This is a genomic window from Solirubrum puertoriconensis, assembly GCF_001483135.1.
In the GTDB taxonomy this organism is placed as follows: domain Bacteria; phylum Bacteroidota; class Bacteroidia; order Cytophagales; family Hymenobacteraceae; genus Solirubrum; species Solirubrum puertoriconensis.
Window position 1 is genome coordinate 413,068 of the sequence record NZ_LNAL01000006.1, and the last position, 16,383, is coordinate 429,450.

Here is a 16,383-nt window from a genome sequence, read left to right on the forward strand (position 1 = left end):
AAGGAGTATCGTCAACGCTGAATCTCGAGCCAGCCTTTTGCCGTGCGGCCATCAACGTAGCGCAAGAGGTAATAATAGGTGCCGGCCGGCTGGTTGCCGCCGCCCCAGGTGTTGCGGTAAGCTGCATCTTCGTACACTTTTTTGCCCCAGCGCGAAAACACTTGCAAACTGGGTGGGCAGCCCGCCGACACCTCAAACACGTCGTTTTTATTATCGGCGTTGGGAGTGATAATGTTCGGAATGGGTTTGGTTTCGAGCACTTCGATGGGAGCAAGCTGAAGCTCGCGGTGGCATAGCCGGCCGTTGAAGTACATGATAACCTTAGGCTGATAACGGCCGGGTTGGCTGTACACATGCGTGGGGCGAAGCTCGGTGCTGGTGGTGCCGTCGCCAAAATCCCAGAGGGCGTCGCTGGCGTCAACGCCGCTAAATTGCACCTGCAGCGGTGCTTGCCTGTCGGTGGGGCAGTTAGCAGCATGCCACCTAGGCGCGAAAGCCGGCATGGCGGCTACGCCCACCCATCGCGTAGCCGTGCTGACGCACCCGCCGTTGTTGAAGGTGTAGGTAAGGGTGGCAGTACCCACAAAACCAGGTGGCGGCGTGAATACCCCGTTAGCTGTTACGTACTGCCCCGACCACGTACCGCCTAGGGGCTGCGCACGTAGGCGGAAGGGTTGGGTAGAGCCTGGGCATAGTAACGTATCGGGCGGCAACGTGAGGGTTTGCGGAGTGCCCACCGATACTACCACCGTACCACGGTTTTCGCACGGGCCCGACACCGTGATATACGACAGGGTGTGCTGCCCCGGCCCGGCCAACGACGGCGTGAACGTGAAGCCCGGCCAGCCAGGGCCCTGCACGCCGCGGCCGCTCCAGTTTGCGCCACCAGGTAGGTAAACTGGGGCAGTTTCGGTGGTGCAGAAATTGGTGCGGGCGAGGGTAGGCGTGTACGGCGCCGGGTACACGTAGGCCTGCAGCGCCCGTTGGCTAACACACCCGCTGCTGGTGGTATAGCTGTAGTTAAGCACGAAAGAACCTTGCGCCGTGGGGGGTGGCGCGAAGAAGTAGCCCGTGGCAGCCGAGCCCGTAACATGCTGCCCAGTCCAGGTGCCGCCCGCCGGCAAGCCACCTAGGCGCACCGGCGCGCTGGGTTGGCAGATGCTCAGATCGGGCCCGGCTACGGCTTGTACCACCGATACCTGCCGATTGATCGTGACGGTGCAACCACCTAGGGTGTAGGTGTAGGTAATTGTGTGCAGCCCGGGGCCAACTGCGGTCGGCAAAAAACTGTCGCGCACCACGCCCGGGCCCGAAAATATGCCGCCTGCCGGGGTGGCCGTGAGCGGCATGGCAGGCGAGTTGAGGCACACCTCGGTTTGGGGCGGCTCGAATTGCACCGTAGGCGCCGCCACTACCGTGAGGCGCAGCGAGGTTTGGCTTTGGCACAGGTTGTTGTACACCGTGTAGGTAAGCGTGGCGCTCTGGCCCAATCCCACGGCCGCGGGGTCGAAGAAGTAGCCGGTGCTAACCGAGCCGCTAACGCCTGGCCCTGCCCATGTGCCACCCGCCGGCGAGCCATCAAGGCGTTCGAGGCCCACGCCAAGGCATACGTCACGGTCGGGGCCCACCACGGCGCGTTGTGGTTCAAAATCGAACTTGAAGGCCGCGTTGTTGCAGTTGGAATAGCCGTTGCGGGTGCTGTAGGTGCCTGCGCCGGGCGGAATCGGGAAGGTGGCGTTGCTGCCGCCGCAAGCACACACTGCGTGGTACACAAACCCCCGCCGATCGAAGCGCGAGGTACCGCCATCGACGTGCTCGGAGCTTGAGCCACCGAAGAAAGTTGCGTACTCAAGGTGGGTGGCATCTTCAGCCAGCTGCATTAGATAAAAGTCGCTGCCATCGGTGGTGGGCTGTACGGCCCCGGCTGTGGTGGCCAGGTTGTGCGTGCTGCCGTTGCCATAGCCAGAATTGGTGTTGCCGCCCCAACCGCTCACGTAAATGCGGTTGCATTGGTCGACCAGAAATGCCGTTGGCGAAATGTCGATGGTTGGACGGCCCGAGCCGAATACCGTCGAAAATTCAGTGGCGCTGAGTTCGGCGTTGAGCTTATGAATGAACTGCCGACTGTTGGGGTTGATGTACCTGCCAGTGGTAACAGGATACTGACCTAGGCTTTGCCCTAGTAGGTATACATCGCCGTTGGCATCAAGCTGAACAAAGTAGGCCTGATCGTACTGCGCCGTGCCCAGCAGAGTAGAGCGTTCCATTTTGCTACCATCGGCACTAATCCGAACCACAAAACCGTCAACATCACCGCGGTGAGCGGTTTGTAGTGCCCCCGCCGTGGTAGGGAAGTTGACGCTGGTGGTGCCGCCGCACACGTAGAGCTTACCCGCCGCGTCAAGCTGAAGCGAGTAGGCTGCGTCGGGGTTGCCGCCGCCTAGGTAGCTGCTCCACAGAATATCGGTAAGAGTAGGCGTGAGCTTACACACCACCGCATCGAGCCCCGCCCCGCGCGCCGCCTGAAAATTGTTGCGGGTGGGGAAATCGGGCGAGGCTGTGTTCGAGGCGATGTAGATATTATCGTTAGCATCAACCAGCACGTCGCCGCGAAACTGGTCGCCGTAGTTGCGCATCAATTCGGCAGTCATACCAGTGCGCAGGTTTAGGCCTTCGGTGCTGGTGCCCCCTAGGTAGGTGGAGCCCACCAGCGCAGAGCCAGAAGCATTCAGGCTGGTAATGGCCAGGTCGGTGCCTTGGGAGATGGTGTAGAGCGGGTCGCCGAAGCCGTATGGGCTGATGGATGGGCCCCCGGCAAAAGTGCGGTCGTAGGCGCCGGTAGTGGTTGGGTAGTTGGCCGAGCCAGTGGTGCTCAGGATTACCAGTTCGCCACGGTTGTTCACTACCAAACTCTGCGGGTAATCGGAGCTGCTGCCGCCTAGGTAGGTGGCCCACACGCGGGAGGCCGCCCCCGTGGTGGCCGTGTTGTACTTGATGATGGCAATGTCGATGTTACCGCCGAAAGTGGTGCTGTAGGCGCCGGCCGTGGTAGGGTACCCCAAGCCGAATGCGATACCGCCGGAGTACATGTTTCCCTGCTGGTCGTAGGTGGCCGTGAAGCCCCAGTTGTCGGCGGAGGCGCCGGTGAAGGTGGAGAAGACCACGGTGGGGTCGATGAGCAAGGGCCGGGCGCGGTCGTAGCGGCCCAGCGCGAAGCTCACCTCTTGGCCCCGCAGCACGTAGCGGCAACTCACCGGTTGCCGCTCCCCGCCCGCCCCCAGCTGCCACGCCCGCGGCACCAGCTCCGTCACCGTGCCCAGCGAAGTCCGAATTTGGAGGGTACCGCCCTTACCTAGGCTCAGCTGTTCGGCGCCGGTGTAGCGCTGCTGAATCAGAGATACGTCAGCGCCCGGTGTTACTTCGTAATCGTATTCGAGTTGCTGCTGGGCGTTTTCGTAGAGGCGCACATCAATGCCGGGCCAAACACCGAGGTAGCGCATCTCGCGGAAGCTGCCTACTTGTTGTGCCCAGTTCTTGGGGTCGTTGCCCAACAGGTAGTTGCGCACCTCGCCGGAGGGAGTATTGGGCCGCAGCTCCAGGTTAGGCCGAGCATTTACAAACTCCATGCGCACAGCATGGGCCCGGATATCCTGCGGGTGAGGATCGGCAGGCTTGGTGTGCGGATCGATGGGTTCGGAAAAAGCATACGTCCAGCCGGTTGCTTCCAAAAACATACGGCCGTGTACCAGCGGAGCCATGTAGCGCACCGGTTGCGGCCATTGCCCTTGGTTAGGAATAAACTCGAGGTGCTGTGCCGGAGCAGGTGCTGCCGAGGCTGATGTTGTTGCTGCAACGGCAGTTAATAGCAGCAACCAGCAAGCCACAAGGCTCCGGTACGAGGCCGAAGAAAACATGGGATAGGTAGAAAAAGAATCTGGCTAGAAGTATCTCGAAACAATGAAGCCTGTAACCAGAGGTGGTATAATCAAGCAAAGCTACACACACTTATGCGCCGGTATCAGCACCCAAGTCAGGATTAAATTATTATGCGAGTAGTAATGAGTAGGTTGGCTTTGGCCATTGATTCTCAGAGATAATGCACGTCTTGGATACCCCTAGGTGCAAAACAGCACGGGGCGGCAGGTACATCACCTGCCGCCCCGTGCTGTTTACGCTGTTGCAACATCAGCTATTACCTGCGGATTTCCAGCCAGCCCTTGGCTTTTCGGCCATCGGTATCAACAAGCTGGTAGTAGTACACGCCATCGGGCAGGGTGCCGCCGTTCCAGTTGTTTTGGTAATTGGTGGTAGTATACACCTCTTTGCCCCAGCGCGAGAATACTTTCAACGTCACGGGCAGGCAGCTCAGGCGTTGCTCAAACACGTCGTTTTGCCCGTCGGCATTGGGCGTGATGATGTTCGGGATGAATGGAGTGCCTACGTACACCGGCGCAAATACAGTTTTAGCCTCGCAGCTGCCGTTGTAGTACGCTGTGAAGCTTACCTGGTACGTGCCGGGCTTCTCGTAGGTATGCGTCGGAAACTGATCCTTGCTGGTGGTGCCGTCGCCAAAATCCCAGCTGTAACTGCTGGCGAAAAGCATATCGTGGTTGAACACGTGCGTAAAAGGCGCCAGCCAGGTATACGCCGGCATGCCTTCGCTTTGGCGTGGTGTAAGCGGGCATTCCGGGAGTTGCAGCGGAAGGTTGGAGCGGTTTTCGGGCACGAGCATTACCCGACGCTGAGCCGTTTGGGTACAACCTTCGCTATTGGTGTAGCTATACGTGAGCATAATGGGGCCGTACACGCCAGCTGGCGGTGTGAATAGGCCTTGGGGTGTGCAGCCTGGCCCACTCCAGGTGCCGCCAGCTGGCGAAGCACCCTTCAGCATATAAGGAGTGCGCTGAAAACTGCACAACGCCGTGTCGGTGCCGGCTACTACCTGCGGGTTAGGGCTTACCACCACCCGCTGCGTAGTGCTACCGCACATGGGCGAAGGCAGGGTATACGTAATGGTGTGAGTACCCGTGCCTGCAACAGCCGGCGAGAACGTGGTGCCTGCTACGCCAGGGCCCGAGAACGTGCCACCGGCCGGTGTAGCGGTAAGCTGCACTGTATTGCCATTAACGCAGGCCGGAGCAAGGGGGCTGAAGTTGATGGTGCTGATCGGCACCACCGTCATGTCGAGCGTGCTGGTAGTAACGCAGGTGCCGGTGCTGGCCACCGAGTAGGTAAGTTTGTGTGTGCCGGCTTGGGCTACTGAGGGCGTAAACGTATAGCCAGCAGCCACCGAACCCGATACTCCCGTGCCCGACCAGGTGCCACCGCTTGGCTGGCCACCTAGGCGCAGTGGGGCCGCATCGATGCAGATGTTCTGGTTCGGGCCTGCTACCGCTGCGTTAATACCGAAGTCAATTTTGAAGGCGGCGTTGTTGCAGTTGCCGGAGTTGTTACGGTTGGAGTAGGTGCCTGCTCCTGGCGGCACCGGAAAAGAAGAACTACCGCCGCAACCGCCACAAACCGCTTGGTACACAAAACCACGCCGGTCAAAGCGCGACGTGCCGCCGTCTACGTGTTCACCCCGTCCCTCGGTTCCGCCAAAGTAGGTAGCATATTCCACAGCCGTTGCATAGGGCGCAAACTGAATCAGGTAGAAGTCGTTGCCATCGGACGTGCGCTGCATGGCGTTGGCGGTGGTAATGAGGCCTGCCACGTTGCCGTTGCCCACGTTGTTGGTACCGCCCCAGCCGCACACGTAAATCCGTTCGCACTGGTCTACCAAGAAGGCAGTAGGCGAAAGATCGGGGGCCGACCGGCCCGAGCCAAAGGTGGTACTGATGAGCAGCGTCGACAGGTCGGCGGAGAGCTTTTGGATAAACTGCTTGCCGTTGGCAATGCTGTACACCCCGGTTGTTACGGGTACCGAACCGCGCGTTTGTCCTAGGGCGTACACACCGCCCTGGTCGTCGAGCTGAATAAAGTAGGCCTGATCGTAGGCCGTGGTACCTAGGTACGTAAGCCGCTCCAGGGTGGGCTGATTACCTGTTGTGCTGATGCGAGCTATAAACCCGTCAATATCGCCGCGGCGCGTGGGAAAATATGCGCCGTTGGCGTTGCCGATGTTGTCGCTGTTCGTACCGCCCGATACGTACACTTCACCGGCCGCATTCAGCTGAATGGAGTAAGCTGCGTCGCTGTTGGCGCCACCCAGAAAAGTACTCCACACGAGGTCAGAAAGATCGGGTGTGAGCTTGCACACTACGGCATCGGAAGAACCGCCCTGATAACTGTTGCGGAATCCGCGCACCACCGGGAAGTTGTTTGAACCAGCACTATTTGAGGCGCTACTGGTGCTTGAGGCGAAGTAGACGTTGTCGTTGGCGTCAACGATTACGTCGCCCCGGAACTGGTCGCCGTAGTTATTAGCCAGCGTGATAGATTCCAGCACGCCATCGTTGCTGCTGCCGCCAACGTACGTCGAGCCAAGCAAGCCCGAACCCGCGGCATTCAAACGCGTTACTACAATATCAACCCCGTTGGCGTACGGCAGTCCGTTGGCCGAAAAGTTGCGCCCGCCGGCAAAGCTGCGGTCGTAGGCGCTGCTAGTTGTAGGATAGTTGCTTGACGAGGTGGAGCCCAAAACGATCAGTTCGCCGCGACTATTTACCACCATACTGTGTGGCGCTTCCATGGCGCTGCCGCCTAGGTAGGTGGCCCACACGCGGGAGGCCGCCCCCGTAGTAGCCGTGTTGTACTTGATGATGGCAATATCCCACACGCCGCCAAAGCTGGTGTCGTAAGCACCCGTAGAAACCGGGTAGCCCGATCCATCGGCGATGCCGCCGGAGTACATGTTTCCCTGCTGGTCGTAGGTGGCCGTGAAGCCCCAGTTGTCGGCGGAGGCGCCGGTGAAGGTGGAGAAGACCACGGTGGGGTCGATGAGCAAGGGCCGGGCGCGGTCGTAGCGGCCCAGCGCGAAGCTCACCTCTTGGCCCCGCAGCACGTAGCGGCAACTCACCGGTTGCCGCTCCCCGCCCGCCCCCAGCTGCCACGCCCGCGGCACCAGCTCCGTCACCGTACCTACCGAGGTTTTTATTTCCAGCGCTCCGTCGGCTCGCAGCCGAATGGCATCAGCCCCTTCGTAGCGCAGCTTAATTACATTCGGGTCGGCTTTGGGCTGCAGCTCGAAGTCGTACTCAAACAGGCTTTGCTTGTTTTCGTACAGGTGCGCATCAATGCCGTTCCACAGCCCGCGGTAGCGCAGTTCGCGGTAGCTGCCCACGTTACTGGCCCATTTCTTCGCGTCGGCACCTAGGAGGTAATTGCGCACCTCCTTCGTTGCCTCAATAGGCTCGAGCTTAGTGTTCTTCCGGGCATCGACAAAGCGCATGCGGTAGGCATGTGCTTTAATCTTCGCGTCTTGCTGCGGAGGCAGTGCAGCGCTCTTGCCCGCTTCGGGGCTATGGCCGTGCTGGAAAGCGGTAGGGTCGAAAAGCGAGTAAGTAAGCCCACCCGGCTCAACAAACATGCGGCCACCGGCCGGCAGCGGAGCCGCGTACCGGGCGCGTGCATCCCACTGGCCTTTGTTTTCGATGAACTCGAGGCTGCGCTCGGGCGGCGCAGAGGCTAGCATAGTGAGGGGCAGCAGCATACAGCCCAAGGCTAAACTGGCCCGATAAAGGGTAGAAAGAAGCATAGAGGGGCAACTAGGCAACTAAAATATCGACATGAAGGTACGACGAAGCGGCGGCCTTATTGTGCATATCACTTATTGATGTGGTAGCCGCCAAATTGCATTGTAGGTTTGCGGATCCAAGCTTGGTTGGTATCGGTGCGTCGTTCATTAGCTTTCAAGTTCACCTTACTGGTTTTTGCGTGGCTGCTGATAGCCATAGGAGGCACACAAGTACCCCCTAGGTTGTTTTGGCCCGCAGCTTTTATTGCGCTGTCGTTGCCAGCAGCTCTGGTGCTCAATGCCGCCATGCTGGTGTATTGGCTGATGCGCCGCTGGCCGGTGGCCCTACTGCCGCTGGCAGTATTGCTGCTTACCTGGCCTCACCTGATGCGTGGTTTAGCTCTGTACCCCTTCGGCAACGATGCCGAAGCGCCGGCTACACTGCGCCTGCTAAGTGCCAACGTGCGCATTTTTAATGTGTACCCGCAACTGCGCGATCCCGACCTGCACTCCTCCAAAACCATGATCAGCTGGTTGGCCGAGCACCCCGCCGATGTGCTGTGCCTGCAGGAGTATTACACCGAACCTAGGCCCTCGGCCGATGGGGTTGTGTTCAATACCGAGCGCAAAATTGGCAAGCTCAGTGGCCGGGAAAGTTTTGTTTCGACAACGCTCACCAACAGCATCGGGGCCAAATTCGGCATGGCCATTTTCTCGCGCTTTCCAATCGTGCGGCGCGGGGTCATCAACTTTGGCAAGCTCACCCAAAACCATGCTATGTGGGCCGATTTGCGGTTGCCGCAAGGCGACACCGTGCGCGTGTTTAATGCGCACCTGCAAAGCATGAGCATGGATGAGCAGGACATCGTAGATAGCTACTCGAGCAAAGCCGGACTGAAAGCCAAAGGACTGGGTTTGCTACGGCGCCTGAAGCGGGGCATGGTGAAGCGGAGCGTGCAGGTGGATACCCTGGTGCGGCGCATCGAAGCCAGCCGCTACCCCGTGCTGCTGTGCGGCGACCTCAACGATTTGCCCTATAGCTACACCTACGACCAGCTGGCCGACCACCTGCAAAATGCATGGGCTACCGTGGGCCTGGGTTTGGGTGCCAGCTACAACGGCAAGCTGCCTTTTCTGCGCATCGATAACCAGTTTGCCAGCCCGCAATGGCAAGTGCTGAGCTGCCAAGTGCGCCGCGACATTCCGTATTCCGACCACTTTCCCCTGGAGGCCACGTATCAGCTCCGCCCGGCCAAGTCGCAGACCGCCGCCGCGGAGTAGCAACACCTAGGTGCTTTGCTTATTCACTCCGCCCGCCTTTCGCTAATTTCGCCCCATGCAACACCCACTGTCGCTTCACAACACGCTCACGCGCCGCAAAGAACCGTTCGTACCCCTGCACTCGCCCTTCGTGGGGGTGTACTTGTGTGGCCCTACGGTGTACAGCGAAGCGCACGTGGGCAACGCCCGCGGCCCAGTGGTGTTTGATGTGCTGACGCGCTACCTGCGCAACCTAGGCTACACCGTGCGCTACGTGCGCAACATCACCGATGTGGGCCACCTCGAAGGCGACGCCGACGAGGGCGAAGATAAAATCAGCAAGCGGGCCCGCGCCCAGCAGGTAGAGCCCATGCAGGTGGCGCAGGAGTACGCCAACCGCTACCGCCGCCACATGGATGCCCTCGGCTGCTTGCCACCCGATATCGAGCCGCTGGCCACGGGCCACATCATCGAGCAAATTCAGCTGATCGAAGAAATTTTGGCCAACGGCTTTGCCTACGAGGCGAACGGCTCGGTGTACTTCGATGTGCCCAAATACAACAACTCCGGCAACAACTACGGAAAGCTCTCGGGCCGTGTGCCCGAGGAGCTGCTTTCGGGCTCGCGCGAAAACCTCGCCGGCCAGGACGAGAAACGTAGCCCCCTCGATTTTGCCCTCTGGAAGCGCGCCGACGAGCGCCACCTCATGCGCTGGCCCTCGCCGTGGGGCGAAGGCTTCCCTGGCTGGCACCTTGAATGCTCGGCCATGAGCCGGAAGTACCTAGGGCAGGTGTCGGATATCCACGGCGGTGGTTTGGACTTGATGTTTCCGCACCACGAATGCGAAATAGCGCAAAGCCAAGCCAGCCACTCGCACACCGATGAGGCCCGCGTGTGGCTGCACAACAACATGATTACGGTGAACGGCCAGAAGATGAGCAAGTCTTTCGGCAACTTCATCACCATCTCGGAGTTGTTTGCCGGTAAACACGCGCTGCTGTCGGGGCCGTACTCGCCGATGGTGGTGCGTTTCTTCCTGCTGCAGGCGCATTACCGCAGCACCGTTGATATTTCGGACGAAGGCCTGCAGGCAGCCCGCAAAGGTTACCGCAAGCTGATGAACGGCCTGCGCCAGATCGAACGCCTCACCCTACCCGAAGGCACCGAGCGCGCCACCGACACCGAGAAAGCCGATACCGAGCTGCGCAAGCTCGTAGCCGATTGCTACGTTGGCCTGAACGATGACCTGAACACGGCGCGTTGCATTGCCTCCTTGTTCAACTTACTGCGCAAGTTCAACGGGTTCTATAACCAGCCGGCCACGCTTGGCCAGGTAGGCGAAGCTGCCCTAGGCGAAGCCACGCAGGCGTTCCGCACGCTGGTACAGGATATCCTGGGCTTGCGCGACGAGCCTCGCGCCAACGCCGAGGAACTGTTGGGCTTAACGCTGCAGTTCTACCAAGAGGCCAAAGCTGCCAAAGACTACGCCAAGGTTGATGTTATTCGGGCTGCGCTTAAGGAGCAAGGCATTCTGGTGAAGGACACCAAAGCCGGCGTTGATTGGGCCTACGAAGAATAGTGTCGCTTGCGCTTATCCGAACGTCATGCTGAGCTTGCCGAAGCATCTCTACCCCTGATGTCCGATAGAAACTACTATCCGGCGAAGCGGTAGAGGCGCTTCGGCAAGCTCAGCATGACGTTCTTTGTTACCCCTGACCTCTCTTTTCCTACATGACCCGCAATTACTTGCGCCTGTTGTGGCGCCCTGCTGCTCTGCTTGCTGCTACGGTGCTGCTCACGGCGTGCCCCGACAAAAAGCCGGCTGCCAGCGAAACCGAAACCACTGCCGAGCCGCCGCTGCGCAAGGCCCCGGTATTCAGCGCCGACTCGGCCTACCAGTACACGGCTAAGCAGGTAAGTTTCGGGCCGCGGGTACCCAACTCCAAGGCTCATACCCAAACCGGCGACTGGATTGTCAGCGAGTTTAAAAAGATGGGCCTGCAGGTGCAGGAGCAGCCTTTTACCACCATGGCTTTCGATGGCGTGATGCTGCGCAGCCGCAACATCATTGCCCGCTTCAACCCCACGGCGGCGCGCCGGGTGGCACTGTTTGCCCACTGGGATACCCGCCCTTTTGCCGATAAGGACAAACAAACGCCCAACGTACCGTTTGATGGGGCCAACGACGGTGCCTCGGGCGTGGCCGTAGCCATGGAAATTGCCCGCCAACTAGCCGCGCAGCCTGATACGCTGCAGCCCTCGGTAGGCGTGGACATTATTTTATTCGATGCCGAAGATTACGGCCACGACACCTCCACGCAAGGCAACAAGGAAAACAAGCTTGCAGGCCAAGGCCTTGAAAGCTGGTGCCTAGGTTCGCAGTATTGGGCCAAAAACAAAGTGCCTGCCAACTACAAAGCCGAGTACGGCATTCTGCTCGATATGGTAGGGGCGAAGGGTGCCCGTTTCTCGCGCGAGGAGATTTCGCGCCAGAACGCCAACGAGGTTATCGGCAAGGTCTGGAACGTAGCTGGCCGCCTAGGTTACTCCGACTACTTTATCGCACAAGACTCGCCCGGCATCACCGACGACCACGTGTTCACGAACCAGGCCGGCGTGCGCACCATCGACATCATCGACCATGTTCCTTTCGGCGAGGAGTACTTTCCGCCGTACCACCACACCACGCAGGACAACATGAGCATCATCGACCGCAGCACGCTGAAAGCCGTGGGCCAAACGGTGCTGACGACGTTGTACCAGGAATAACGTTGGCAGAGCTACAAAACAGCGGCGCCCGTTCAGCATCAATCTGAACGGGCGCCGCTGTTTTTGTTGAGGTGGTACGCGGGCACCTAGGCCGATTCAGCAACGTACTCCAATCGAGTGCCGGCTTCGGTAACCACAAGCCGGGCGCGGCGGCCGCAAATTAGCGCCATGTTTTCGGGCTCGTGGCCCACGGGGAAGTTGTATGCCACCGGAAACTGGTACTTGCGGGCGTACGTGTCGATGATTTCGTAGCTGGTTTGGCCGAACGGAATGGCATTGTCCTGCGGGTTGGTGAAGTGGCCGACTACCAAGCCGGCCAGGTCGCGCAGCTTGCCCGAGCGGTCGAGGTGCACCATCATGCGGTCGACGTTGTAGAGATACTCGTCGATATCCTCCAAAAACAGAATGCGGCCGGCGGTGGAGCAGTCGGAGGGCGTGCCGCTGAGGGTTTGCAGCAGGCTGAGGTTGCCCCCAATCAGCTCGCCCTCGGCAGTACCTAGGCGGTTGAGCGCGTGCGCGGGGGCCGCGTAGCTTACCGGCTCGCCAAACAAAGCTCGGCGCAAGCTTTCGAGGGCTAGCTCGCCCCCAGGCTGGTTGAAGAGCAGCGGCATCACGCCATGAATGCTCTCGTGACCTAGGGCCAAGAGGTGGCAGTTGAGGGTTGTAATATCGGAGAAGCCGGCAATCCACTTGGGCTGCTCGGCAAAGCGCGAAAAATCGAGGTGGTCGATGATGCGCGGGGTGCCGTAGCCGCCGCGGGCGCACAGGATGGCCCGGATGCTGGGGTCGTCGAGCTGTCGTTGGAAGTCGCGGATGCGCACCTCATCGGAGCCGGCAAACTGATGGTGCTCGGCGGCCACGGTTTCGCCCAGCACTACCTCCAGGTTCCAGCTCTGCAGCACGGCAATGGCGGCGGCAAGTTCATCGTGCGAAACTTTGCGGGCGGGGCACACAATGGCTACCCGGTCGTGGGGGTGGAGCGCAGGAGGCGTAGTTGGCATGGCAAGGAAAGCTGAGCTGCAAACCTACGCCGAAGAATGCGGTAGTATGCTACCGATACCGCTTATTGCCGTACGCTAAAGCTCACGTTGCTTGCCATGAAACAGCTACTGCTTGCTTGGGTTGCGTTGCTGCTGAGCTGCTGCCCTGCTTTCGCACAGATTGACACCACCGGTGGCCGTTACTGGCAGCCGCGCTTTCAGCAGGTAACCGTTACGCGCGGCGTGGAGTACGGCTCGGCGCCCGACCTCACCGGCAACACCCAGGTACTGCGCCTGAACCTCTACGAGCCCGCCGGCGACACCGTGCGGCGGCGCCCGCTCATTGTGTTTGCGCACGAAGGCGCTTTCCTCACCGGCAACTGCGACGATGCATTTATGAACGCTATATGCACGCGCATGGCCCAGCTCGGCTACGTGGCCGCCAGCATCGATTACCGCGTTGGGTTCTTTCCGCTCGATAGCCTGAACGTAGGCCAAGCCGCTGTGCGCGCCACGCAGGATATGCGGGCCGTCATCCGATTCTTCCGGCGCGATGCCGCCACCGTGCGCCAGTACCGCGTACACCCCAACTACATTTTTGCCGCTGGCTCCTCGGCGGGTGGTTTTATGGCGCTGCAGGTTGGCTACCTTGATAAGCCCAGCGAAGTGCCGTCGTACATCAACCTCAACCGGTTAGGCGGCCTCGAGGGCAACAGCGGCAACCCCGGCTACAGCAGCCGAGTGGCCGGCGTTATCAATTTGAGCGGCGCCCTAGGCAGCCTAAGCTGGCTGGAGCCCGGCAACGTGCCGCTGTGCAGCGTGCACGGCACCGCCGATGCGGTGGTGCCCTACGGCGTAGGCAAGGCCTGGGGTTTTGCCGCCTCGCCGCGGCTGTTTGGCAGCGGCGCTATAAAGCCCCAAGCCGATGCCCTAGGTATTCCGAACGTGCTGCGCACCTTGCGCAACGCGCCGCACGTGCCCTACAACGGCAGTAGCCCCAGCAGTGTAGCGTACTTCGATACTACTTACCAAACTGTGCGGGCGTTTCTGCGGCCATTGCTGCGCCAGCCGGGTACGGTGCTGAGCGCGGCGCAGAGCAATAATCTGGTAAGCGAATTGCAGGTGTACCCCGTGCCGGCGCAGCAGCTTATTGTGTTGGAGGCAACGGGCCAGCAGCCATTCCGGCCGCGGCAAGTGGAGCTGCTCGATGCGAAAGGCCGCGTGGTTCGACGCTTTCTGTGGGATAAGCCCCGGATGCTTATTCCGCGCGACAACCTGCCCGAGGGCACTTATTACCTCAGCGGCGAAGGGCTGCAGGGTCGAACTATTATTCTGCAGTAAAACCAAACGGGCCGCCTAGAGGGCGGCCCGTTTGGTTTATTCAGCTACAAGCTCGGTAGCTAATTGGGTTGGCTGAGCAACGGCTTGCCTGGTTTTACCTGTTTGGGCTACGAAAGTGGCGGCGGCTCGTAACGCGTCGCGGTGCTTGTGCAGCTTATTCAGGCTGATATAACCTAGGACGCCTTCCGGGGCTGCAGCCACAATGATTTCGCCTGATTCGTTGGTAACACCTAGGGCATGCTGCAGCCCCTCGGGAGCGTTACGCAGGTATACTTCCAGCTCCAACTCTGGTGCTTCCGCGACGGTGGCGCCGCTTAGCTTATCGTATTGATAGCGGAAGCCGTTGCGCAGGGCCACTAGGTCGGCTAGCACAGCCGAGCCGGTGGGGTGGCCGCCGGCGCCGCGGCCGCGCCAAAAGTGCTGTCCCGCAAACTCGGCCTCAACCACCACGCCATTGAACTCGCGCTCCACGTCATACAACGGCGAATCGGCCGGAACCAGCTGCGGCGTTACGAACACGGTAGCGCCACCGCCGGACAGGGGCTGCAGACTGGCTACTACCTTAATCTTTTGCCCGCGCTCGGCGGCGTAGCGAATGTCGGCCGGCGAGATGTTTTCGATGCCTAGGTTCAGTACGTCGTCGGGGTTCAGCAGCAGGCCGTAGGCGTGGGCAGCCAATATCACGGCTTTTGACCTAGGGTCGAAAGCGGCCATATCGAGGGTGGGGTCGGTTTCGGCGAAGCCTTGCGCTTGGGCTTCGGCTAAGGCTTCTGCGTAGTCGGAGCCGCCTTCGCTCATGCGTGTGAGCACGTAGTTGGAGGAGCCGTTGAAGATGCCGCTTACCGAGCGCAGTGGCTCCTGGCCGAAGTAGCTGTCGAGGGTGCGAATAACCGGGATGCTGCCGCATACGGCGGCTTCGTAGAGCAGCGTGCCGCCAAACTCGCGCTGCAGCTGCAGCAGCTCGGGCAAGTGCCGCGCCACCATGGCTTTGTTGGCCGTAACCACGCGGCGGCCTTGGCGCAGGGCGAGGCTCACCAACCGAAACGCTTCGGCTGCGTCGTCGATAACTTCTACCAGAATGTCGAGCTCCGCGTCGTGCAGCAGCTCATCGGCCCGAAACTCGAACCGGTTGGCCGGCAAAGGGCGCAGCTTAGTGGGGTTCTTTACGGCAATGCGCTTTACCTCGAAGCCGCTCTCGGGTTGGCGCTCCAAAATGTCGAACAGGCCCTGCCCAACACAGCCGAAACCAATGAGCCCAATGCGGGTGCGGGGGTTAGTGGACGAAGGTTTGGACATAGAATCGTTCGAGGAAATGCGTGATTTGCGCGGTTTCGATCAGGAAACCGTCGTGGCCGTAGGGCGAATCCATTTCGGCGTACATGGCACCGGGTATGTGGCGGGCGATGAACTGCTGCTCGGCCGGCGGAAACAGCACATCGGATGAGATGCCCAGCACCAGCGTGCGCGCTTGCACCTGCGCCAACGCGGCCTCCAAGCCACCGCGCCCGCGCCCTACGTTGTGCGAATCCATAATGTGCGACAGCGTGACGTAGCTGTAGGCGTTGAAACGCGCCGTGAGCTTGTCGCCTTGGTATTGCTGATAAGAGCTGGCCCGGTAAAAAGCCGGCAGGGTGTCGTGGTCGGGCTCGGCTTGGGTGCGGCCGTAGGCGTCGTAGCTGCGGTAGCTGAGCAGGGCAATGGCCCGGGCAGCCCGCAAACCCGCTACGCCGCCCTCGAGCCCGCCGCCCTGGTAGGTGCAATCGGCCTGAATGGCCAAGCGCTGTGCCTCGTTGAAGGCAATGCCCCAGGGCGAGTGCCGCGCGTTGGTAGCCAACAGTACCAGGTAGTCGAACAGCTTGGGTTGCGCAATGGTCCACTCCAACGCCTGCTGCCCACCCAGGGAGCCGCCGATAACGGTATGAATTTTCTCGATGCCTAGGTGCTGACGCAGTTGCTCGTGCGCGGCAACCAAGTCGCGCACCGTGAGGCGCGGAAAAGCTTGGTACAGCGGCCGATTGTGCGGCGGCACCGGCGAAATGGGGCCGGTAGTGCCGTAGCACGAGCCCAGCACGTTGGCACACACGATAAACCACTCGGCAGGGTCGTAGTAATGGCTAGGGCCTACCAAGCCGGGCCACCAGCTTTCTACATCGGCGTTGGCCGTGAGGGCGTGGCACACCCACAGCACGTTGTCGCGCGCGGAGTTGAGGGTGCCGTAGCTGTGGTAGGCAATTTGTACGCCGGCCAGCTCGCCTCCGCACTCCAGCGGCAGCGGTTGGACCAAGGTTAGCGTTTGTTGTTCGCTCATAGCAGGTCCTTTCGGGTAAAGCTGAAAGGAGTGGTAAAACACCGCAGCTA

The 16,383-nt window shown here is 60.5% G+C and carries 9 protein-coding genes; 4 read left to right on the plus strand and 5 right to left on the minus strand.

The window, feature by feature from the left end; translation table 11 throughout:
* Positions 1–11: 11 nt before the first annotated feature.
* Positions 12–3,914: a DUF7948 domain-containing protein gene (locus ASU33_RS06600; protein ID WP_059069472.1), complete on the minus strand. Its 3,903-nt coding sequence runs from the start codon at positions 3,912–3,914 to the stop codon at positions 12–14.
* Positions 3,915–4,192: 278 nt separating this feature from the next.
* The gene (locus ASU33_RS06605; protein ID WP_059069474.1) at positions 4,193–7,651 is read right to left on the minus strand and encodes a DUF7948 domain-containing protein; all 3,459 of its coding nucleotides are present in this window, start codon (positions 7,649–7,651) and stop codon (positions 4,193–4,195) included.
* Positions 7,652–7,804: 153 nt separating this feature from the next.
* Here ASU33_RS06605 and ASU33_RS06610 point away from each other — a divergent pair, with 153 nt between their 5' ends.
* The 3 genes from ASU33_RS06610 to ASU33_RS06620 all read left to right on the plus strand — a co-directional run bounded on the left by ASU33_RS06610 (position 7,805) and on the right by ASU33_RS06620 (position 11,704).
* Positions 7,805–8,956 carry an endonuclease/exonuclease/phosphatase family protein gene (locus ASU33_RS06610; RefSeq protein ID WP_160328143.1) on the plus strand — a complete coding sequence of 384 codons (1,152 nt, stop codon included), beginning with the start codon at positions 7,805–7,807 and terminating at the stop codon, positions 8,954–8,956.
* Positions 8,957–9,011: 55 nt separating this feature from the next.
* Positions 9,012–10,514, plus strand: coding sequence for a cysteine--tRNA ligase (gene cysS / locus ASU33_RS06615; protein WP_059069478.1), 1,503 nt, complete (start codon positions 9,012–9,014; stop codon positions 10,512–10,514).
* Between the two features lie 152 nt (positions 10,515–10,666).
* Positions 10,667–11,704, plus strand: coding sequence for a M28 family peptidase (locus ASU33_RS06620; protein WP_059069480.1), 1,038 nt, complete (start codon positions 10,667–10,669; stop codon positions 11,702–11,704).
* 86 nt (positions 11,705–11,790) lie between these two features.
* Here the strand turns inward: ASU33_RS06620 and ASU33_RS06625 are convergent, their stop codons facing one another.
* Positions 11,791–12,705, minus strand: coding sequence for a S66 peptidase family protein (locus tag ASU33_RS06625; protein ID WP_059069482.1), 915 nt, complete (start codon positions 12,703–12,705; stop codon positions 11,791–11,793).
* Positions 12,706–12,801: 96 nt separating this feature from the next.
* Between ASU33_RS06625 and ASU33_RS06630 the strand changes: the two genes are divergently transcribed.
* Complete coding sequence (locus ASU33_RS06630) at positions 12,802–14,025, plus strand: alpha/beta hydrolase (RefSeq protein ID WP_059069485.1); 1,224 nt, start codon at positions 12,802–12,804, stop codon at positions 14,023–14,025.
* Between the two features lie 36 nt (positions 14,026–14,061).
* Here the strand turns inward: ASU33_RS06630 and ASU33_RS06635 are convergent, their stop codons facing one another.
* On the minus strand, positions 14,062–15,321 hold the full coding sequence (locus ASU33_RS06635; RefSeq protein ID WP_059069487.1) for a homoserine dehydrogenase: 1,260 nt from the start codon (positions 15,319–15,321) through the stop codon (positions 14,062–14,064).
* A complete protein-coding gene (metX, locus tag ASU33_RS06640) occupies positions 15,299–16,333 on the minus strand; it encodes a homoserine O-acetyltransferase MetX (RefSeq protein WP_059069489.1) in 1,035 nt (344 codons plus the stop codon). Before metX ends, ASU33_RS06635 begins: the two co-directional genes overlap by 23 nt.
* Between the last annotated feature and the right edge of the window lie 50 nt (positions 16,334–16,383).